The organism is Tistrella mobilis (assembly GCF_041468085.1).
Lineage (GTDB): Bacteria > Pseudomonadota > Alphaproteobacteria > Tistrellales > Tistrellaceae > Tistrella > Tistrella mobilis_A.
In genome coordinates this window covers 3,657,501-3,677,214 of the sequence record NZ_CP121017.1, presented here as the reverse complement: position 1 = coordinate 3,677,214, position 19,714 = coordinate 3,657,501, and the positions used below count along the sequence as shown (strand labels likewise).

18 protein-coding genes are annotated in these 19,714 nt (G+C 68.6%); 10 read left to right on the top strand and 8 right to left on the bottom strand.

From position 1 onward, the window contains the following. Positions 1-53: 53 nt before the first annotated feature. The 3 genes from P7L68_RS22150 to P7L68_RS22140 all read right to left on the bottom strand — a co-directional run bounded on the left by P7L68_RS22150 (position 54) and on the right by P7L68_RS22140 (position 2,193). Positions 54-1,037 (bottom strand): FecR domain-containing protein, encoded by a 984-nt coding sequence (locus P7L68_RS22150; RefSeq protein WP_372001718.1) that lies wholly within the window; start codon positions 1,035-1,037, stop codon positions 54-56. A gap of 91 nt (positions 1,038-1,128) precedes the next feature. Continuing rightward, the gene (locus P7L68_RS22145) at positions 1,129-1,644 is read right to left on the bottom strand and encodes an RNA polymerase sigma factor (RefSeq protein ID WP_372001716.1); all 516 of its coding nucleotides are present in this window, start codon (positions 1,642-1,644) and stop codon (positions 1,129-1,131) included. A gap of 210 nt (positions 1,645-1,854) precedes the next feature. Continuing rightward, positions 1,855-2,193, bottom strand: a complete 339-nt coding sequence (locus tag P7L68_RS22140; RefSeq protein WP_372001714.1) for an Mpo1-like protein — start codon at positions 2,191-2,193, stop codon at positions 1,855-1,857. Between the two features lie 693 nt (positions 2,194-2,886). Here P7L68_RS22140 and P7L68_RS22135 point away from each other — a divergent pair. Next, positions 2,887-4,236: an acyl-CoA thioesterase gene (locus tag P7L68_RS22135; RefSeq protein ID WP_372001712.1), complete on the top strand. Its 1,350-nt coding sequence runs from the start codon at positions 2,887-2,889 to the stop codon at positions 4,234-4,236. A gap of 66 nt (positions 4,237-4,302) precedes the next feature. Here P7L68_RS22135 and P7L68_RS22130 read toward each other — a convergent pair whose 3' ends face one another. Then, a complete protein-coding gene (locus P7L68_RS22130) occupies positions 4,303-5,475 on the bottom strand; it encodes an Mrp/NBP35 family ATP-binding protein (protein ID WP_372001710.1) in 1,173 nt (390 codons plus the stop codon). Between the two features lie 333 nt (positions 5,476-5,808). Here P7L68_RS22130 and hflK point away from each other — a divergent pair, with 333 nt between their 5' ends. Continuing rightward, positions 5,809-7,005, top strand: a complete 1,197-nt coding sequence (gene hflK / locus P7L68_RS22125) for an FtsH protease activity modulator HflK (protein ID WP_372001708.1) — start codon at positions 5,809-5,811, stop codon at positions 7,003-7,005. 18 nt (positions 7,006-7,023) lie between these two features. Further along, complete coding sequence (hflC, locus tag P7L68_RS22120; RefSeq protein ID WP_372001706.1) at positions 7,024-7,926, top strand: protease modulator HflC; 903 nt, start codon at positions 7,024-7,026, stop codon at positions 7,924-7,926. Positions 7,927-8,028: 102 nt separating this feature from the next. Here the strand turns inward: hflC and P7L68_RS22115 are convergent, their stop codons facing one another. Then, a complete protein-coding gene (locus P7L68_RS22115) occupies positions 8,029-9,039 on the bottom strand; it encodes an aldo/keto reductase (protein ID WP_372001704.1) in 1,011 nt (336 codons plus the stop codon). 170 nt (positions 9,040-9,209) lie between these two features. Here P7L68_RS22115 and P7L68_RS22110 point away from each other — a divergent pair, with 170 nt between their 5' ends. Then, positions 9,210-9,395, top strand: coding sequence for a DUF2065 domain-containing protein (locus tag P7L68_RS22110; protein ID WP_372001702.1), 186 nt, complete (start codon positions 9,210-9,212; stop codon positions 9,393-9,395). 91 nt (positions 9,396-9,486) lie between these two features. Further along, a complete protein-coding gene (locus tag P7L68_RS22105) occupies positions 9,487-10,959 on the top strand; it encodes a DegQ family serine endoprotease (protein WP_372001701.1) in 1,473 nt (490 codons plus the stop codon). A gap of 88 nt (positions 10,960-11,047) precedes the next feature. Here P7L68_RS22105 and serB read toward each other — a convergent pair whose 3' ends face one another. After that, positions 11,048-11,974: a phosphoserine phosphatase SerB gene (gene serB / locus P7L68_RS22100; protein ID WP_372001700.1), complete on the bottom strand. Its 927-nt coding sequence runs from the start codon at positions 11,972-11,974 to the stop codon at positions 11,048-11,050. Between the two features lie 62 nt (positions 11,975-12,036). On the opposite strand from serB, the gene miaA reads away from it, so the two are divergent. The 5 genes from miaA (at position 12,037) to P7L68_RS22075 (ending at position 18,082) form a co-directional block, all read left to right on the top strand. After that, positions 12,037-13,005, top strand: a complete 969-nt coding sequence (gene miaA, locus P7L68_RS22095; protein WP_372001698.1) for a tRNA (adenosine(37)-N6)-dimethylallyltransferase MiaA — start codon at positions 12,037-12,039, stop codon at positions 13,003-13,005. Between the two features lie 240 nt (positions 13,006-13,245). Then, the gene (locus tag P7L68_RS22090; RefSeq protein WP_372001696.1) at positions 13,246-14,997 is read left to right on the top strand and encodes an acetolactate synthase 3 large subunit; all 1,752 of its coding nucleotides are present in this window, start codon (positions 13,246-13,248) and stop codon (positions 14,995-14,997) included. Between the two features lie 134 nt (positions 14,998-15,131). Beyond that, a complete protein-coding gene (gene ilvN, locus P7L68_RS22085) occupies positions 15,132-15,668 on the top strand; it encodes an acetolactate synthase small subunit (RefSeq protein ID WP_372001694.1) in 537 nt (178 codons plus the stop codon). Positions 15,669-15,841: 173 nt separating this feature from the next. Further along, the gene (gene ilvC, locus P7L68_RS22080) at positions 15,842-16,858 is read left to right on the top strand and encodes a ketol-acid reductoisomerase (RefSeq protein WP_372001692.1); all 1,017 of its coding nucleotides are present in this window, start codon (positions 15,842-15,844) and stop codon (positions 16,856-16,858) included. Positions 16,859-17,056: 198 nt separating this feature from the next. After that, positions 17,057-18,082, top strand: a complete 1,026-nt coding sequence (locus tag P7L68_RS22075; protein WP_372001691.1) for a YihY/virulence factor BrkB family protein — start codon at positions 17,057-17,059, stop codon at positions 18,080-18,082. A 26-nt stretch (positions 18,083-18,108) separates the two neighbouring features. Here the strand turns inward: P7L68_RS22075 and P7L68_RS22070 are convergent, their stop codons facing one another. Next, a complete protein-coding gene (locus P7L68_RS22070; protein WP_372006922.1) occupies positions 18,109-18,663 on the bottom strand; it encodes a DUF924 family protein in 555 nt (184 codons plus the stop codon). A 122-nt stretch (positions 18,664-18,785) separates the two neighbouring features. After that, positions 18,786-19,211: a hypothetical protein gene (locus P7L68_RS22065; RefSeq protein ID WP_372001689.1), complete on the bottom strand. Its 426-nt coding sequence runs from the start codon at positions 19,209-19,211 to the stop codon at positions 18,786-18,788. Positions 19,212-19,714: the final 503 nt, after the last annotated feature.

The window sequence follows — 19,714 nt, the reverse complement described above, 5'->3', positions numbered from 1 at the left end:
TCTGACCGGTTGGACGCGGCAGGGATCGGGATCCGGCAAAAAAAGTGAAGATTTCACTCCAGGACGAGAATCCCGCCGGGCAGTGTGCGCAGCGAGAGACCGGCGGCATCGGCCAGCCCGGCGAAGCCGGCGCCGACATCGTCGAGCCGGTAGCTGCCCGAAACGGCGAGATCTGCGGCCTTGCGGTCGGCCAGGATCACATAGCCCGGGTGATAGCGGGCCAGGCTGTCGACCACCTCTCCCAGCGGGCGGTCGTGGAAGACCAGCCGGCCCTCGCGCCAGGCGAGGGCGCGGCGGGTATCGACCGTGCGCGCGGGGTCGAGGCCGGCCGCCGAGGCAATGACCTGCTGGCCCGGCACCATCACCACCGGCCGGCCCAGCCCGTCGCGCCGGGCGACCTCCACCCGGCCGCGCTCCAGCACGATCTCGTCCCGGTCGTCGCGGGCCTCGACCGCGAAGGCGGTGCCGAGCACGGTGACGGTGGTAAAGCCGCCGGTCACCCTGAACGGATGATCCGGGTCGTGGCGGACATCGAACCAGGCTTCCCCCTTGAGCAGGGTGACCAGGCGCCGGCCGCCGTCGAAATCCACCGTCACGGCAGAGGCCGTGTCGAGCATCATGGTCGAGCCGTCGGGCAGGGTGATGGTGGCGCGCTCCCCCGTCGCCGTGCGGTGATCGGCCTCCAGCCTTATCATCAGCGCCGGCCCCTGCCAGAGGGCGAGGGCGGCAAAGCCGGCGGCCATGGCAAGGCCGGCCATCCGGCGCAGCATCGGCCGGCGATGTGGTGCGGCGGCGGTTGCGGCGGCCGGCAGCTCCTGCACGGCGGCTGCGAAACTCTCGGCACCCCAGGCGGCCGTGACCCGCCGGAACTCGGCCGCATGGCGCGGATCCCGGGCCTGCCAGCGCGCGAATTCCGCCCGCGTCGCGGCATCGGCGGTGCCGTCGCGCAGGGTCAGAAACCAGTCGAGCGCCTGATCGACCACCGGGTCGTCGTCGCTGTCGCCGGTCGCATCCGGGGAGGGGGTATCTCGTCTCACGCGGGGGTTCCAGTCTGCCGTCTTTCGCCGTCCCTTTTGATGAGACGTTCGAGCGGCCCAATTCTGGAAAAAAGATCGTCGGCGGTCAGCTTCATTTTCGCTCCAGCCGCGCGAGGGCATCGCGGCAATGGCCGAGGGCGAGTTTCAGATCGTTGAACACCGTGCGTTCCGAGATGTCGAGATGGCGGGCGATGCGGGCATTGCTCCAGCCCTCGATCCGCGCCAGCACCACAACCTTCTGCGCACGCTCGGGCAGGCCGGACAGGGCGGCGCGGACATGGTCCAGCTCTTCCCGTGCCGCCAGCCGGTGGTCGGCGGCCGGCTGATCGTCGGCGATGTCGCGGATGTCCCGGTCGGCTGTCTCTGGCCGTTCCACCGCCGCCCGGGTCTGCCGCCGGCGCAGATGATCCAGCGCCAGATTGCGGGCGGTGCGATTGAGATAGGCCTCCACCTGCTCCACCGTGCCGGTTTCTGCGGCATGGGCGGCGCGGATATAGGTCTCCTGGGCGAGGTCTTCCGCGATCTGCGGATCCCAGACGATGCGCCGCACCCGCCGGATCAGCCTTTGCCGGCTGTGCAGGAAGATCTCGGTGAGGGTGGTGGTCATCCGCGGTGGCTTACCCGTGCGCGCATCCTCGGGGCCGCGATGGCGGCCCGGCGGGGTGGAGACGGGCAGATCCGCCCGGCCCGGTCAGCATAGCCGGCCCCTGACGGGCTGTCATAGTTCAATTGCGAAGGCGTCGCATTCGCAGATGAGGCTTTGGCGATGGGGTGTGGTCGGACGGTGACAGGTGCGGTCAGATGCTGACAGGTGCGGTCAGACGGGCAGGCCGGCCCCGCGGAGTTCCGGGCGAAGCCGCCCCGCCAGCCACAGCCCGTACATCCGCCAGTCGCTGGCCAGCGACCAGAGCGGGTAGCTGAAGGTGGCGGGGCGGTTCTTCTCGATGAAGAAATGCCCGATCCAGGCAAAGCCGTAGCCCGAGACGAGCGCGCCGGCCAGCCACCACCAGGATCCGGTAAAGATCAGGGCCAGAAGGCAGAGCAGGGCCGCCGTGCTGCCGGCGTAATGCAGCGCCCGGCAGCGCGGATCGGCATGTTCTCGCAGGTAATAGGGCCAGAACTCGGCATAGCGCCGCGGCTGATCGGTGGCGGGCATGGGCTGCGGAACCTCCCTCTCGCGGCGCGGCGGGCGGCTTCTTGACGGGGCCCTGACGCGCGGGTCGTGAGGCGCATTCTACCATGGGGCGCCGGGCTTGCCGAGGGGGCGGCATCCGGTTCCCGGGAACGTGCCTCACGATCGGAACCGCATGGCCGGCCGCATTGGGATGTGCATGGGGCGCAGTTGGACAAATGGGGATATCATGGATCCGATGATGTGACGCCGCGCTCCGGGCAACTCGTTATCGCAGGAGGAAAATGTGAAAGCAGGATCGCGTATCCTTCAGGGGGCGAGGGAGGCTCTGGCCTATGCCTGCGGCACGGCCAGTGAGGCAGATTATTGCGTACACAATCCTCCCGATGCAGACGCAAAGCCTGAACCGGAAGCGGTCGAACGGGCGTTGTCCGCGACCTGACCTGGTCGTCGCCTGTCAGGTAGTTGTCAGCGGCCCTGCGCGAAAGGCTGGAACCCGCCTGCCGTGGCGTGCCATCCTGTGTGCCGCGTGATCCGCCGCCCGGGGTGGGGTGGCCGGGTCCGGCAGGTTTTGCACATGTCGAGCCATTTTGCGAACCGAGAGGGCGGCGCCCGGGCGCCGGCCCCCCGAGGGATCATAACGTGCGCCCGGCGGACGGTCCGCGCTCCCCGGCGGGCCGTCCGGCACCGGCAGGCACGACCGGAGGACGTCCAGGAATGCAGATGAACGATCAGGCGGATGAGGAGATGGTCGCCGGCGCGGATATCGGCTTCGAAGCGATCGAAGGCGGCCGCGGTGTGGTGATGGCGGCCGAGGCCGATGCCCGCGGCCGGATGAGCGCCGCGGCGATCGCCGACCGCTTCGCCGATGGTGTGGTGGTGGCGCTGTCGGCGGCCGGTTTCGGCCGCCATGCCATGGCGGAGCAGGGGCTGTCGCTCAAGGTCCTGGCCTCTGCCGTCGAGGTGGAGCGGGCGCCGGCGATCGGCGAGGCCTGGCGGGTGGGGCTGACCCCGGTGCCGGTCGAAGAGGGCATCGGCTTTGCCGCGGAGCTCTCGGATCCGTTGATGGGCGATGTTTTCGCCCGCGGCATCGTCGAGGTGGTGCCCGAGGATGCGAACGGCGTTCATGCCGCCTTTCCCGACGACATCGCCGAGCGTCTGGCCGAGGCGGCGATCGAAAGTGCCGGCCCGGCCGATGCGCTGCCGGCAGGCGCCGGCGTGGTCGGCAACCGCCATTGCGACATCATGGGCCACATGAACGTGCAGTTCTACGGCGCCGCCTTCGATCAGGCGTGCCGGCTGCTGGGTGTGGGGCTGGGCCTTGCCGAGGGCGTGGTGCTGAAGCCGGTGCGCTCCGTCATCCGCTTCAAGGCCGAACAGCGCCTGGGTGACGCCTTCCAGGTGACCTCGCGCCCGACCATGGTGGCCCCCGATGCGATCGCGGTGACCCACGAACTGCATAATCTGGAAACCGGCACCCTCTCGGCCTCGGTCGATTACGTGCTGCGGCCGATCCTGGCCGGGGACGGCTCGCTCCGCCCCTTCGACGACGCGACGATGGAGACTGCCGCGATGCTGGGGGCCGAGGTCGTGGGCGGCATCGATATCGGCCCCGGGCCCACCGAGGGCCAGGGCACCAGTTTCGAAACCTATCGCGGCTCGGTCGACCCCTGGCACTGCGACGAGCACGGGCTGGTCGGCGAGCAGTCGCTGATCGACCGCGTGTCCTGCGCGGCAGGCCAGCTCCTCGACAGCGTGGGGTTGAGCGGCGAGCGGATCCGCCGCGACCGGATCGGCACCGCGGCGGTCGAATACCGCATCCGCTATGAGGGCCCGGCCCGCAATGGCGATGCGCTGACCCTGCGCAGCCAGATCGCCGGGGTGCGCGACAAGGTGCTGGTGCTGCGCCACCGGCTGAGCCGCCCGGGCGAAGAGGCGACGCCGCTGCTTGAGATCGACGTGATCGCGGTGATGCTGGATCTGGAACGCCGCCGCGCCACTCAGGTGCCGGCCGATGTGGCGGCACGGGCGCGCGAGCTGCTGATCGAGGATGACGCCGCCGTCTGACGGTACGATCTCTACGATGCGAAACCGGCCCCGGCAGCGCTGCCGGGGCCGGTTCTGTCTGCGGCATCAGTCTTCGATGATGATCCGCGGCGGTTCGCGGCGCATCCGGCCCAGGCTCTCGACCACGCCCGCGGCGATGGCGTGATAGGGGGCGGCGGCCTCGCTTTCGGGGGCGACGGCAACCACCGGCCGGCCCTCGTCGGACATGATCCGGACGTCGAGATCCAGAGGCACGGCGCCCAGGAAAGGCAGGCCCAGCTTCAGCGCCTCGTCGCGCGCCCCGCCATGGCCGAAGATGTCGGACCGCCCGCCGCAATGCGGGCAGGTGAACCAGCTCATATTCTCGACCAGACCCAGGATCGGCACCTCGACCTTGCGGAACATGGCCAGCCCCTTGCGGGCATCCAGCAGGGCGATGTCCTGAGGCGTGGAGACGATGACGGCCCCTGCCAGCGGCACGCGCTGGGCGATCGAGAGCTGCACGTCGCCGGTGCCGGGCGGCATGTCGAGCACCAGCACGTCGAGCGGCGCCCAGTCGGTTTCGCGCAGGAACTGGTCGAGCGCACCCTGAACCATCGGCCCGCGCCAGATCAGCGGCGTGTCTTCCTCGACCATCAGCCCGATCGACATGGCCTTGAGCCCCCAGCCGATCTTGGGCGTGATCCGCTTGCCGTCGGGGCTGTCGGGCCGGCCCTGAAGCCCCAGCATGCGCGGAATGGAGGGGCCGTAGACATCGGCGTCCAGAATGCCGGTCTTCAACCCCCGGGCCTGGAGTGCCAGCGCCAGGTTGACCGCCAGCGTCGACTTGCCGACGCCGCCCTTGCCCGAGGCGACGGCAATGATCGCGGTCACCCCCGGCACCACCGGCACGGAGGGGCGCTGGCCGGCGGCGGGCGCGTGGCTGTGGCCATGACCATGGTTGTGACTATGGCCGGCCCCGCCCCGCGGCGCCTGGCCCGGGCCGCGGGCAGGGCCGCGTTCCGGCGCACGTTCGGCGGTGAGCACTGCGGCGGCGCGGGTGACGCCGGCCACGCCTGCGGCGGCCTGTTCGATCTCGCGGCGGAGCGGCTCGGTGGCGGATGCGCGGTCGGGCGTGGTCTCGACCATGATGCGTGCGATGCCGGCCTCGTCGACGGTCAGACCCGAGATCCGGCCCGAGGCGACCACGTCGCGGCCGCGCTCCGGATCCCGTATCCCGGCGAGCCTCGACAGAATCTGGTCCCTGACGGTCCGTGACATGGTTGAAAACTCCGAGTTCATTGCGATATAGCCCGTGGATCGGGCAGTTGGACGGCCGGCGGTTCGGAGATCCGCCGGGTCGCGGCGGCCGACGGGAAACCGGCGGCACCGGCGATATAAGCGCAACTCCGTGTCCGGCGCCACATGTGGTGCCGACAAGGCGCGCCGGAAACGGCGCGGGTGGCGTAACGTCGATCTTCCCCCCATTTACTTCCGGACATGCGGCAGTGGTATCGCATGGCCGGGCACGCCGGCGGCGGCGCGACCGATGGTCGCAGGCCCGTCCGTCGCGCGACGGGTTCGACCACGACAAGAAGCGGAGATCAGTCAAGCATGCCGTGGAACACGCCGGGCGGTGGACAGGGTGGCGGGCCCCAGGGCCCATGGGGGCGTGGCCCCAATGGACCGCAGCCACCGGACCTGGATGAGCTGCTGCGCAGAAGCCAGGAAAAGATGCGCCGGGTTCTGCCCGGCGGCGGCGGAGGCAGCGGCGGAGGCCGCCTGATCGCGCTGGTTGCGGCCGTCGGCGTCGCAATCTGGCTCGGCACCGGCTTCTATCGCGTGCAGCCCGACGAGCAGGGCGTGGAGCTGGTCTTCGGCCGGTGGGTGAACACCACCACGCCGGGCCTGCATTACAACTGGCCGGCGCCGGTCGGCGAGGTCTACAAGCCCGCCGTCACCCGCGTGAACCGTGTGGAGATCGGTTTCCGGTCGGGGACCGATTTCGGCCGGGCCGCAGGCGTGCGCGAGGTCAATGCCGAAAGCCTGATGCTGACCGGCGACGAGAACATCATCGACATCGACGTGACGGTGCTGTGGCGGATCAAGGATGCGGGCGCCTATCTGTTCGAGATCCAGCGTCCCGACACCACCATCAAGTCGGTCGCGGAAAGCGCGATGCGCGAAGTGGTCGGCCAGACGCCGCTGCAGTTCGTGCTGACCGAAGGCCGCGCCCGGATCGAGCAGCAGACCCGCGAACTGATGCAGGCCACGCTCGACAGCTACAAGTCGGGCGTCGAGGTCACCCAGGTTCAGCTGCAGAAGGTCGATCCGCCGCAGCAGGTGATCGACGCCTTCCGCGACGTCCAGGCGGCCCGCGCCGACCAGGAGCGCCTGCAGAACGAGGCCGAAGCCTATCGCAACAGCATCCTGCCCCGCGCCCGCGGTGAGGCCGAGCGCCTGATCCAGGAAGCCCAGGCCTATCGCGAACAGGTCGTGGCCGATGCCCAGGGTTCGGCGGAACGGTTCACCTCGATCCTGACCGCCTATAACGAATCCAAGGACGTCACCGCCCGGCGTCTCTATCTGGAGACCATGGAGGAGGTGATGGCCGGCATGAGCAAGGTGCTGATCGAGCCGGGCGTTGCCGGCGGGCAGGGCGGCGGCCAGTCGGTCGTGCCCTATCTGCCGCTCGACCGCCTGATCCGCGAACCCGCCCCGCGCACCGGTGAAGGTGCAGACATGTCGTCGTCGTCGTCGTCCGGTGCCGCACCCGCGGCACAGGGCAACGGCACGGCCACGCCGCGCTGACGGAGAGGAGGCTGAACCATGAGGAAGGGTCTTCTCACCATCGGTGCGATCGTCGTCGCCGCCGCCGCCGTGGTCGGCATTTCGTCGACCTATGTCGTCCACCAGACCGAACAGGCGCTGGTGCTGCAGTTCGGTGAACCCCGCAAGGTGGTTCAGGAACCCGGGCTGCACTTCAAGCTGCCTTTCGTCCAGAACGTGGTCTATTACGACAACCGCGTGCTGGATTTCGATGCCGACGTCCAGGAGCTGATCGCATCCGACCAGAAGCGTCTGGTGGTCGACAGCTTTGCCCGCTTCCGCATCACCGATCCGCTGCGCTTCTATCAGGCGGTCGGATCGGAGGCCGTGGTCAGGGCACGGCTGGACAGCATCGTCAACGCCAGCCTGCGTAACGTGCTGGGTTCGGTGCCGCTCGGCACCGTGCTGACCAGTCAGCGCGCCCAGCTGATGAGCCAGACGGCCGCCATCGTGAACAACGAGGCCAAGAATTTCGGCATCGAGGTTCTGGATGTGCGCATGCGCCGCGTGGATCTGCCCGAGGCCAACAGCCAGGCGATCTTCAACCGCATGCGCACGGAACGCGAACGCGAGGCGACCGAACTCCGCGCCCAGGGTGCCGAGCTTGCCCAGCGCATCCGCTCGCGCGCCGATCGCGAACGCACGGTGCTGCTGGCGGAAGCGCGCCGCGAAGCGCAGATCGCCCGCGGTGAAGGCGATGCCCAGGCCAGCCGGATCTTCGCCGAAAGCTTCGGCAAGGACGCGGCCTTCTTCGACTTCTACCGCAGCCTTCAGGCCTACCGGACGGCGCTCGGCAATGCCGACACCACCATGGTGCTGACGCCCGAAGGCGACTTCTTCCGTTATTTCGGTGCCGACGGCCAGCTCCGCCTGCCGGGCGGGACGCCCGCTGCCGGCAACTGACCCGGCCCGTGCCGCATGCGAAGACGACCTAAAGACGAACCAACCAACGGCCGTCCCGGGCAACCGGGGCGGCCGTTGGTCGTTCGGGAGCATCGCGGGCCGTCACACCACCGGGTTGGGCATCTCGCGATGCACCGTCTCGATCGCCTGGAGCAGGTCGGGGGCAAGGTCGAGATCGGCCGCGGCGAGGATCGGGGCCAGCTGGTCGGGGCGGGAGACGCCGGGCAGGGCCGAGGCGATGCCCGGGCGGCCGATGGTCCAGGCGACGGCCATCGTCGCCGGGTGCAGCCCGTGCTCGCGGGCGAGGGCCACATAGCGGTCGGCGGCGGTGATGGCGCGGGCATGGCCGTAGCGGGCCTGGAAGCGCGGCGGGAAGGCGTTGAGCCGGTCCTCGGGGCCGGCACCGCCGGCGGCACCGTACTTGCCGGTCAGAACCCCCATGGCGATGGGCGAGAAGGCGAGCATGCCGATGCCCTCGTTCACGCAGACTTCCGACATGCCGTCGTCATAGACCCGCTTCAGCAGGTGGTAGACGTTCTGCAGCGACACGATCCGCGCGGTGCCGAGCGCTTCGGCCCGTGCCGCGAGCCGGGTGAGGCCCCAGGGCGTTTCGTTGCTGACGCCGGGATAGCGGACCTTGCCGGCCCGCACCAGCCGGTCGAGCGCTTCGAGCTGCTCGTCCATCGGCGTCACGCGGTCGGGCCAATGGGTCTGGTAGAGATCGATGACATCGGTGCCGAGCCGTTTCAGGCTCTCCTCCACCGCGCGTTCGATGTGGAAGCGGTCGAGCGCACAGAGCCCGCCGCGGATATGGCCGACGATGCCGCGGCCCGGCCCGTCGCCCGGGCCGGAGACCTTGGTTGCCACGATCACCCGGTCGCGCGGCACCGTCTTCAGGAAGGCGCCGAGGATCCGTTCGCTGGCGCCCTGGGTCTCGGGCGTCTGGGGCACGGCATACATTTCGGCGGTATCGAACAGGTTCACGCCGGCTTCGAAGGCTTCGGCCATGATCCGCACGGCCGTGCGCTCGTCGAGCTGCGCGCCGAAGGTCATGGTGCCGAGCGAGATTTCCGAAACCAGAAGGCCGCTCCGGCCGAGGCGCCGATATCGCATGAAATGCTCCGTCACGGATGGGCATGGACTGCGCCCGTTGCCGGGCGGGCGCAAGCTTGCTACAGGTGATAGGGACTGTCCACCATGCCTCCGCCGACCGGTTCCGCCGACGACGCTGCCGCATCCGTGGTCCAACTCCGCCCGCAGACCACTGTCTCGAGGAGCCTGGCATGAACGACCTGCTCACCGCCATCGGCCTCGTGCTGGTGTTCGAGGGCGCCGTCTACGCATTGTTTCCGCGGGGGATGAAGCGGATGATCGTCGCGGTGCTCGCCGAACCGGAGGACCGCCTCCGCGTGGGCGGCGCGGTGATCGCGGCCATCGGCGTCGGCATCGTATGGTGGCTGCGCGGATGATGCTCGGGTGCATCCGCGCTTGATCCACCCCGGCCCCCAGCCTACATCGGATCTTCGTAGCCTGCCGGCAACGTATCAGGGAGACAATCACGTGCCAGCTTCCCTTCCGCACCGGATCTTCTCGGGTCTGGCGGCGCTCACCATCGCCACCTGTGTGGCGCTCGGTGCCGGTCCGGCGGATGCGCGCCCGGCGCCCGAAAGCTTCGCCGATCTGGTGGAGAAGCTGACCCCGGCGGTGGTCAACATCTCGACCACCCAGAGCGTCGAAGTGCAGGGCCCGCAGATCCCGATCCCCCAGTTTCCCCCGGGATCGCCCTTTGAAGACCTGTTCCGTGACTTCTTCGGCGATCGGGGCGGCCCGGGTGGCGGCACCCGCAAGGTGACGGCACTGGGATCCGGTTTCGTGATCGACCCCGCCGGCCTGGTCGTGACCAACAACCATGTCATCAAGGATGCCGACGAGATTTCGGTGATCCTGACCGACAACACCGAACTGCCGGCGGAAGTGGTCGGCACCGATCCCAAGACCGATCTGGCGGTGCTCCGGGTCAAGTCGCCGAAGCCGCTGCCGGCGGTCGCCTGGGGCGACAGCGCGAAATCGCGGGTGGGTGACTGGGTGATCGCCGTCGGCAACCCCTTCGGCCTGGGCGGCTCGGTCACCGCCGGCATCATCTCGGCCAGGGCCCGCGACATCAATGTCGGCCCCTTCGACGACTTCCTGCAGACCGATGCCGCCATCAACCGCGGCAATTCGGGCGGCCCGATGTTCAACATGGCGGGCGAGGTCATCGGCATCAACACCGCGATCTTTTCGCCCACCGGCGGCTCGGTCGGCATCGGCTTTGCCGTGCCGTCGGAACTGGCCCGCCCGGTGATCGAGCAGCTGGTTGAATACGGCCGTACCCGCCGCGGATGGCTGGGCGTGCAGATCCAGCCGGTCACGCCCGACATCGCCGAAAGCCTGTCGCTCGACCGGGCCACCGGTGCGCTGGTTGCCCGTGTCATGCCCGACAGCCCCGCCGCCAAGGCCGGGATCGAGGTCGGCGACGTGGTGCTGCGCTTCGACGGCAAGGACGTCACCGAGATGCGTGAACTGCCCCGCATCGTCGCCGAGACCGAGATCAACCGCTCGGTGCCGGTCGAGGTGTGGCGCAACGGCCGCAAGATCGACGTCAAGGTCACCGTGGGTGAGCTTGACGAAAGCGACGTCGCCCAGGCGACCGAGGAGCCCGGACAGGATCAGGCGCCGCAGGGCACCGGCACCAAGATGGCGGCGCTGGGTCTGACCGTCGCCCAGGCGGATGCCGCGGTGCGCGACCGCTTCGGCCTGGGCGCCGATGTGAACGGCGTGGTGATCACCGAGATCGACGCCAACGGCCCGGCCGACGACAAGCCGATCCGCGTGGGCGACGTGATCGTCGATATCGGTCAGCGCAAGGTGGAGAAGGTTGCCGACATCGAGGCGGCGATCAAGGAAGCCCGCGATGCCGGCCGCAAATCGGTGCTGCTGCTGGTCCGCACCGGCGACGACAGCCGCTTCGTCGCGATCCGCCTGAAGGATTGAGGGCGCGCAGGCCCCCTCCATCCCCCGACGAGAAAAGCCCCGCCCGGCGCAATCCGGGCGGGGCTTTCTGTCGGATGCCGGCGATGGATCAGTCGGCGATCAGGAATTCGTCGCGGGCATAGCCCTGCAGGTAGAGCAGGGCGGTCAGATCGCCGTGATTGATCCGCACGGGTGCTGCCGCTGCAACCCGCGGCTTGGCGTGATAGGCGACGCCGAGGCCGGCCTGTACGATCATCGGCAGGTCGTTGGCGCCGTCGCCCACAGCCAGCGCGCCGCCGAGCCCGCCGGCCCAGAGCCCGGCATAGTGATCCAGCGCCTCGACCTTGGCATCGGCGCCCAGGATCGGCGGGATCACCCGGCCGGTCAGCCGCCCGTCCTCGATTTCAAGGATATTGGCGCGATGGTCGTCGAAGCCGCAAAGCGCTGCCACCCGGGCGGTGAAATAGGTGAACCCGCCCGAGACCAGCACCGCGCGGGCGCCGTGGCTGCGCATGGTGGCAACCAGGGTGCGGGCCCCCGGCATCAGCCGCACCCGCTCGCCGAAGGCGCGGGCCAGAACGCCGTCGGAGAGCCCGGTCAGGGTCGAAACCCGGGCGGTCAGTGCTTCGGCGAAATCCAGCTCGCCGCGCATCGCCCGCTCGGTCACGGCCGAGACCTCGGCCTTCACCCCGGCGAAATCGGCCAGTTCGTCGATGCATTCGCAGGTGATCATGGTGCTGTCCATGTCGGACACCAGCAGCCGGCGGCGGCGCGCCGGGCCGTCTGCCTGTGCCGCCGCATCGACCGGCAGCCGGGCGCCGGCGAGGGCGGCTTCCGCGGCATCGCGCACCGCTGCGGCCTCGCCGTCGACCGCGATGTCGACGGCCACGCCGTCATGCAGCACCGCGACCGTGCCCGTGGCATGGCCCGCGGCCTCGACCGCCCGGCGCACCAGATCGATCGTGCCCTGGTCGAGCACGGTTTCGCCGCTGCCGGCCTTGACGGGATCGCCGATCAGCGTCAACACGGTTCCCATGGGATCGTCCCTTCATCCAAACACCGGGCGCATTAAAGGCGCGGGACCGCGCAGGAGCAAGCATGCAGCGGAGCAATCCGGCCCCGGCCGGCGCCGGCCCCCTGATCGTGGTGATGGGCCCCACCGCCTCGGGCAAGTCGCAGCTGGCGCTCGACCTTGCGCGGGCCCGGGACGGCGTGGTGATCAATGCCGATGCCATGCAGGTCTATGCCGATCTGCGGATCGTGACCGCCCGCCCGTCCGAGGCCGACGAGGCGGCCGTCCCCCATCGGCTCTACGGCGTGCGGCCGGCCGAAGCCGTGTGGTCGGCCGCCGATTGGGCGGCGGCGGCCCGGGCCGAAATTGCGGCTGCGCACGGGGCCGGACGCCTGCCGCTGATCACCGGCGGGACCGGTCTTTACATCCGCGCGCTTGTCGACGGGCTGTCGGATCTGCCGGCGATCCCGCAGGCGCTGCGCGACGAGGTCCGCGCGCTGGGCTTGGCCGGCGGCGTGCCGGTACTGAAGGCGGCGCTGGCACCGCTCGACCCCGAGGCGGCGCAGCGGCTGGCGGACCCGCAGCGTCTGGCCCGGGCGCTGGAGGTGGTGCGTGCGACCGGCCGCAGCCTGGCGGACTGGCAGCGCGACCATCCGCCCGCAGGTGGCTATGCGGGCCCGATCTTCACCATCGCGCTGATGCCGGATGCCGGAACCCGCGACCGGGCGATCGCCGGCCGCTTCGCGACGATGCTGAAGATGGGGGCCGCCGACGAGGTGGCGGCGTTCCTTGCCCGCGGCCTGGATCCGCAGGCGGTGCCGTTGATGAAGGCGGTGGGCGTGCCCGAGATCGCCGCCTGGCTGGCGGGGGACGTCTCGCGCGACGAGATGCTGGAGCGGGGACGCATCGCCACCCGCCAATATGCCAAGCGTCAGATGACCTGGATACGAAACCAGGCAAAAATCAACCTGGGCGCACATGAGCAATATTCGGAATGTTTGGGTTCAAGAATCTTTTTGGAAATTGATCGCTTCCTGTTGACCCTGGGTCATTGAGCCGCTAGGTTCCACAGGCTCGGATCAGAGACCGGTCGACGCCCCCATTGCCCGTATGCCATGGGCGGGGCCGGACCGGGCCCCGCATCGAGGTGAGGGGCGGAACCCGCCGACGGAGATGTCCGCCGGCGGTTCTTTTTCGGCGAAGGCCGGCGGATGTCCCGCCGGTGATCCGGGCAGGGGCGGGCCCTGCGCTGCGCATGTCCCCCCGAACCAGTTGTTACGCGGAGCGACCGAACGATGCAGTTCACCGGTGCGGAAATCCTGATCAAAGCCCTGGCCGACCAGGGTGTGGAGGTCATTTTCGGCTATCCCGGTGGCGCGGTACTTCCGATCTATGACGCGCTCTACAAGCAGAACAGCGTGCGTCATTACCTGGTCCGCCACGAACAGGCGGCGGTCCATGCGGCGGAGGGGTATGCGCGCTCGACCGGCAAGGTCGGCGTGGTACTCGTGACCTCGGGCCCCGGGGCGACCAATGCGGTCACCGGCCTGACGGATGCGCTGATGGACAGCATTCCGATCGTCTGTCTGACCGGCCAGGTGCCGACCCACATGATCGGCAACGACGCCTTCCAGGAGGCGGATACCGTCGGCATCACCCGGCCCTGCACCAAGCACAACTATCTGATCCGCGACGTGAACGTGCTGGCGGCGAAGGTTCACGAGGCCTTCCATGTCGCGCGCTCGGGCCGGCCCGGCCCGGTCGTGATCGACCTGCCCAAGGACGTGCTGAACACGCTGGCCGCCTATACGGCCCCCGATGCCCTGCCGGCACCGACCTACCGCCCCCAGGTCACGCCCGACCAGGCGGCGATCGAGCGCGCGGTCGATCTGATGCTGAAGGCCGAGCGCCCGGTGTTCTATGTCGGCGGCGGCGTGATCAATGCCGGCACCGAGGCCTGCGACAATCTGGTCCGCCTGGTCCGTGCGACCGGCTTCCCGATCACCATGACCCTGATGGGGCTTGGCGCCTATCCGGCAAGCGACCGGCAGTCGCTGGGCATGCTGGGCATGCACGGCACGCTGGAAGCCAATCTGGCGATGCACGGCAGCGATCTGATGATCAATCTGGGCGCCCGTTTCGACGACCGGGTGACCGGGCGGCTCGACGGCTTCTCGCCCGACAGCATCAAGATCCATGCCGATATCGACCCGTCTTCGATCAACAAGAACGTCGCGGTCGATCTGCCGATCGTGGGCGATGCCGGCAACACCATCCGCGCCCTGCTGGAGGCGTGGGATCGTCGCAAGGCCGGGCATGACCCCGCGCGTATCGGCGCCTGGTGGGAGAAGATCGCAGGCTGGCGGGCGCAGAATTCTCTGGGCTTCCAGAACAGCGCCCAGATCATCAAGCCGCAATATGCCATCCGCCGGCTGTGGGAGATGGTCCGCGACCGCAATCCCTATATCACCACCGAAGTCGGCCAGCATCAGATGTGGGCGGCCCAGCATTTCGGCTTCGATCAGCCGAACCACTGGATGACCTCGGGCGGTCTCGGCACCATGGGTTACGGCCTGCCGGCGGCGATGGGCGTGCAGGTGGCGCATCCGGATGCGCTGGTCATCGACATCGCCGGCGAAGCCTCGACGATGATGAACATTCAGGAGCTGTCGAGCCTGATCCAGCACCGGCTGCCGGTGAAGGTGTTCATCCTCAACAACGAATGGATGGGCATGGTCCGCCAGTGGCAGGAGCTGTTCCATGGCGGCCGCTACTCCGAAAGCTATTCGGCGGCGCTGCCCGATTTCGTGAAGCTGGCCGAGGCCTTCGGTGCCAAGGGCCTGCGCGCTCATTCGCCCGACGACCTGGACGACGTGATCCGCGAGATGCTGGCCCATGACGGCCCGGTCGTGGTCGATGTGCGTGTCGACAAGGGCGAGAACGTCTATCCGATGATCCCGGCCGGTGCCGCGCATCACGAAATCATCCTCGGCCCCGGCCAGGAGCTGGACGCCTGCAAGAGCGAGGACGGCATGGTACTGGTCTGAGCCGCCGGCGATATCGCAGCGGCCCGTACCGGTTTCCGGCAGGCGTAAGCCATGCCTGCCGGGCCCCCGCGGGCCTTCTTCCGGCCGGACCTGCCGTCCAGGTCAAGATCCGCTCCAGGCGCGAGACAGCTTCCATGGTCATCAAGAACGAACCCATCACCCAGCACACGATCTCGGTGCTGGTCGACAACGAAAGCGGCGTGCTCGCCCGCGTCATCGGCCTGTTCTCGGGCCGCGGCTACAATATCGACAGCCTGACCGTCGCCGAGGTGAACGAGACGCGCACCCGTTCGCGCATCACCATCGTGACCTCGGGCACGCCGATGATCATCGAGCAGATCAAGGCCCAGCTCACCCGGCTGGTGCCGGTGCATGCGGTGACCGACCTGACCCAGAGCGGCCCCTTCGTCGGCCGCGAACTGGCGCTGGTCAAGGTCGCCTGCACCGGGGAGCGCCGGGTCGAGTCGCTGCGCATCGCCGATATCTTCCGCGCCCGCGTGGTCGACAGCACCCATGAGAGCTTCATCTTCGAGATGACCGGCTCGACCGAAAAGATCGAGGCCTTCATCAATCTGATGCGGCCGCTGGGGCTTGCCGATGTGGCGCGCACCGGCATCGCGGCCCTGTCGCGCGGAGCGGCGCCGCTCGCCTCCGAGCGGGGCCGTTTCTGATCCGACCTGCTTTCGGATCTCCGGTGATGCCGGAGGTCCACCATTCGACACCTTAGGTCCATATGGCGTCGTACGTGGTCGAAATTGATCGCGAGGCGTGCGACGACAAGGTCAAGGGCGGCAGGATGCAGAACAGGCCGTCCATTGACATCATCAGAGGAAGCAACCGAACCATGCGCGTCTACTACGATCGCGATGCCGACCTGAACCTGATCAAGACCAAGACGGTCGCGATCATCGGCTATGGCAGCCAGGGCCATGCCCATGCGGCGAACCTCCGCGACAGCGGCGTCAACGTGATCGTGGGCCTGCGTGCGGGCTCCGCGACCCGCGCCAAGGCCGAGGGCGCCGGCTTCACCGTCCACACCCCCGACGAGGCCGCGAAGCTGGCCGATGTGGTGATGGTGCTCACCCCGGACGAGCTGCATGCCGACCTCTACGAGCAGGATCTGCGCGACAACCTGAAGGAGGGTGCCGCCCTCGTCGTCGCCCATGGCCTGTCGATCCATTTCGGCCTGATCCAGCCGCGCGCCGATATCGACGTGTTCATGGTGGCGCCCAAGGGTCCCGGCCATACGGTGCGCAGCGAATACCTGAAGGGCGGCGGCGTGCCGAGCCTGGTCGCCGTGGCGCAGGACGTGTCGGGCAATGCGCTTGAGACCGCGCTCTCCTATGCCTGCGGCCTGGGTGCCGGCCGCGCCGGCATCATCGAGACCAGCTTCAAGGAAGAGTGCGAGACCGACCTGTTCGGTGAGCAGGCCGTGCTCTGCGGCGGCGTGACCCATCTGATCACCGCCGGCTTCGAGACCCTGGTCGAGGCGGGTTATGCCCCCGAGATGGCCTATTTCGAGTGCCTGCACGAGATGAAGCTGATCGTCGACCTCATGTATGAGGGCGGCATCGCCAACATGCGCTACTCGATCTCGAACACCGCCGAATATGGCGACTACGTGTCGGGCCCGCGGGTGATCACCCCGGCCGTGAAGGCCGAGATGAAGAAGATCCTGGAGGACATCCAGGGTGGCCGCTTCACCCGCGACTGGGTGCTGGAGAACGCCGCCCGTCAGTCGAGCTTCAAGGCCATGCGCCGTCGCAATGCCGAGCACCAGATCGAAGAGGTCGGTGAGAAGCTGCGCGCCATGATGCCCTGGATCGCGGCCAACCGCCTGGTCGACAAGACGAAGAACTGATCGGGCCAGACCTGATCGGGCCAGACCTGATCGGGCCAGACCTGATCGGGTAAGACCTGATCTGGCGCATCTGATCCTTCGGGACCGGATGCGGACGGGCGGCACTCCCCGGGGGGGTGCCGCCCGTCCGCGTTTCCGGCACCGGAACCTGCTGCGGCTCTGCCGGTTGTCCGGTCGGTGCTGCAAGGGAGGCGGAGGATGACGGCAGAGGACGGCCGGACGGGCACGCTGCGCGGCCAGGCCGAACACCGGCTCGATCCGGATGGCGCGCCGGCCGAACACGAGGCCCGTGGCCGCCATGCCCGCGGGCCGGGCGAGATGCCGGTGCGCGGCTGGAAGGATGTTCTCTGGCGCACCGTCCGGCAGGTGATCGAGGATCGGGTGGAGGCCGTGGCGGCGGGGGTCGCCTTCTACACCCTGCTCGCCATCTTCCCCGGCATCACCGCGCTGATCTCGATCTACGGCCTGTTCGCCGATCCGGCGGCGGTGGTGGAGCATATGACCCTGCTGGGCGATGTGCTGCCCGCAGGCCCCGTGCAGCTGATGTCCGAACAGATGATGCGGGTGTCCCGCCAGCCCCAGGGGCAGCTGGGCTTCGGGGCGCTGTTCAGCCTCGCCATTGCCCTCTGGAGCGCCAATCAGGGCATGAAGGCGATGTTCGATGCGCTCGACGTCGCCTATGGCGAGCGGCAGTCGCGCTCCTTCCTGCTCTTCACCCTGGTCACCCTGGGCTTCACGCTGGCCGCCATCCTGTCGACGGCGCTGGTGCTGGCGGCCCTCGCCATCCTGCCGGTGGTGCTGGATGTGCTGCCGCCCGGCACCTCGGCCGAACGGCTGCTCGATATCGGCCGCTGGCCATTGCTGGTGGCGATCGTCGTTCTGGGCACCAGTGTGCTCTATCGCTATGCCCCCAGCCGCAGGACCGCCCGCTGGCGCTGGGTCACCCCCGGCGGCTGTCTGGCGGCCGTGGTCTGGCTGATCGCCTCGATGGCCTTCTCGTGGTACGTGGCGAACCTCGCCGGTTATGACCGGATGTATGGCCCGCTGGGGGCGGTGGTGGTGTTCATGACCTGGATCTGGATCTCGGTGATGATCGTGCTGGTCGGCGCCGAGCTGAATGCCGAGCTGGAACACCAGACCGCCTGCGACTCGACCGAAGGCCGGCCCAAGCCGATGGGGCGGCGTGGGGCCTATGTCGCCGACACGCTGGGCAAGCTGCCCTGATCCCCCGCCTCGCGCCGGCAGACCCGTCAGAAGCCCGCCCCGGGCTCTTCCAGATAGACCTGCTCCTCGGGCGTCGAGATCCGGCCCAGCACCTCGTTGCGATGGGGGTAGCGGCCGAAACGTTCCAGCACCGCCAGATGGCGGCGTTCCCAGTCGAGCGCATCGGCATCGCCCAGGGCCGTGAACAGGGCCACCGCCTGGACATGCACGCTCAGGCTTTCGGAATGTTCGAAGGGCAGATAGAGGAACTTCCGCTCGGTGACGGTCAGCTTCAGGTCGTGGCCGCCGGCGACCGCTTCCTGAGCCAGGGCGAGTGCCATGCCGTCGGCGGCGAAGGCGTCCGGCGTGCCGCGATGGATGTGGCGGGAGAACTGGTCGAGCACCAGGATCTCCGCCAGCCGGCCGCGGGGCGTGCTGCGCCAGGGGGCACAGCAGCCGCGGCGGGCAGCGGCCAGAACCCGGCCGAAGCGGTCGCCGATCACCTCGTCCAGGCGTTCTCCCGCGCCGAACCAGTCGGCGGGCCCGAGTTCTCCGAACCAGAAATCGAGCACCCGGTCGAGCGTGGCGCCGTCGGCGATCATGGCTTCCTCGGCGCGCAGCGCCGTGGCGAGGTCGGTGAGCATGGGGGCGGGCTCCGGAGGGGGGACTGTTATCCATGGTCTCGCGAAACCCGCCCGGGCTCAACTCTCGACTACCGGCCGGATCAATGGGTGAGGCTGCGCGCCCTCTCGAATGCCGCGGCTTCGTCGGGTGCCACATGCAGCGGGAAGGGGAAGGCGGCCGCCACCTGGGCGGTCCTGGCTGCCAGATCCTCCAGCTCCGCCGGATCGGCCGGCAGATAGACGAACCCGCCGCAGCGCGCGGCGAGATCTTCGCGGCGCTGCTTCATCCACAGGATCACCCTCTTGCGGCCCTCGGTCAGTGTGGCGGCGTCGGCAGTGATCGTGCCTGGCATGTCCATCACCACGGCGAAGCGCTGCCCGGTGTCCAGGATCAGGGTGAGAGCCTCGATCCAGGCCTGGACCATGGCAAGCTCGCCGGCGGGGGAGCGGCCGCGCACGACCGGCCAGCAGGAGAGATCGAAGCCGGCGGTTTCGAGGATGGGAGCGTCCGGTGGGGCGATGGTCATCGATCGGGTCTTTCCGAAGGGGGGAACGGCAAAAAAACCAGCCTGCGGCATCCGCGGCGATGCCGCCACCCGGATCGGGGCGAAAGGCCTCTGGGATCGGCTCAAGAATCTTTCGTGTCGGATCAACGGCTTGCCGACGGAATCGTCCGCCGTCAAAAAAACCGTCAAAAAAGGTGTTGCCAGGGTCTGCGTTGGCCCGTATAAACCGCCCCACACCGACGGGCACCGCGGACGACGCGGCGCCGGCGGGGCTGAAAAGCCAGAGAATACAGGCTCTTAAATGAGCCGGCGCCTGAGGGTGCCCTGGGGCGGAGACGCCTCGGCCGGATCTTTGACATTGTGAAACGGATCGGAAGGGATGCGAGGGCGGCGGTCGTCGATCTTAGGACTTTAAGAACGACTGACCGATGAGCGCCTTGGCATCTCGATATGACCTTGTGCCTAGAGAGATGCCGGGACGACTTCGGTTGAGGCCTTGTTGTGTGAGTGATCACGCAGCGAAG

Excerpts from the sequence above, each read along its gene's own strand:
- serB (WP_372001700.1), bottom strand. The coding sequence starts at position 11,974 with ATGGGAACCGTGTTGACGCTGATCGGCGATCCCGTCAAGGCCGGCAGC.
- P7L68_RS22070 (WP_372006922.1), bottom strand. The coding sequence starts at position 18,663 with ATGATCGCCGACGGCGCCACGCTCGACCGGGTGCTCGATTTCTGGTTC.
- P7L68_RS22145 (WP_372001716.1), bottom strand. The coding sequence starts at position 1,644 with ATGACCACCACCCTCACCGAGATCTTCCTGCACAGCCGGCAAAGGCTG.
- miaA (WP_372001698.1), top strand. The coding sequence starts at position 12,037 with ATGCAGCGGAGCAATCCGGCCCCGGCCGGCGCCGGCCCCCTGATCGTG.
- P7L68_RS22065 (WP_372001689.1), bottom strand. The coding sequence starts at position 19,211 with ATGACCATCGCCCCACCGGACGCTCCCATCCTCGAAACCGCCGGCTTC.
- P7L68_RS22090 (WP_372001696.1), top strand. The coding sequence starts at position 13,246 with ATGCAGTTCACCGGTGCGGAAATCCTGATCAAAGCCCTGGCCGACCAG.
- ilvN (WP_372001694.1), top strand. The coding sequence starts at position 15,132 with ATGGTCATCAAGAACGAACCCATCACCCAGCACACGATCTCGGTGCTG.
- P7L68_RS22075 (WP_372001691.1), top strand. The coding sequence starts at position 17,057 with ATGACGGCAGAGGACGGCCGGACGGGCACGCTGCGCGGCCAGGCCGAA.
- P7L68_RS22115 (WP_372001704.1), bottom strand. The coding sequence starts at position 9,039 with ATGCGATATCGGCGCCTCGGCCGGAGCGGCCTTCTGGTTTCGGAAATC.
- hflK (WP_372001708.1), top strand. The coding sequence starts at position 5,809 with ATGCCGTGGAACACGCCGGGCGGTGGACAGGGTGGCGGGCCCCAGGGC.
- P7L68_RS22130 (WP_372001710.1), bottom strand. The coding sequence starts at position 5,475 with ATGTCACGGACCGTCAGGGACCAGATTCTGTCGAGGCTCGCCGGGATA.
- P7L68_RS22110 (WP_372001702.1), top strand. The coding sequence starts at position 9,210 with ATGAACGACCTGCTCACCGCCATCGGCCTCGTGCTGGTGTTCGAGGGC.
- ilvC (WP_372001692.1), top strand. The coding sequence starts at position 15,842 with ATGCGCGTCTACTACGATCGCGATGCCGACCTGAACCTGATCAAGACC.
- P7L68_RS22135 (WP_372001712.1), top strand. The coding sequence starts at position 2,887 with ATGCAGATGAACGATCAGGCGGATGAGGAGATGGTCGCCGGCGCGGAT.
- P7L68_RS22140 (WP_372001714.1), bottom strand. The coding sequence starts at position 2,193 with ATGCCCGCCACCGATCAGCCGCGGCGCTATGCCGAGTTCTGGCCCTAT.
- hflC (WP_372001706.1), top strand. The coding sequence starts at position 7,024 with ATGAGGAAGGGTCTTCTCACCATCGGTGCGATCGTCGTCGCCGCCGCC.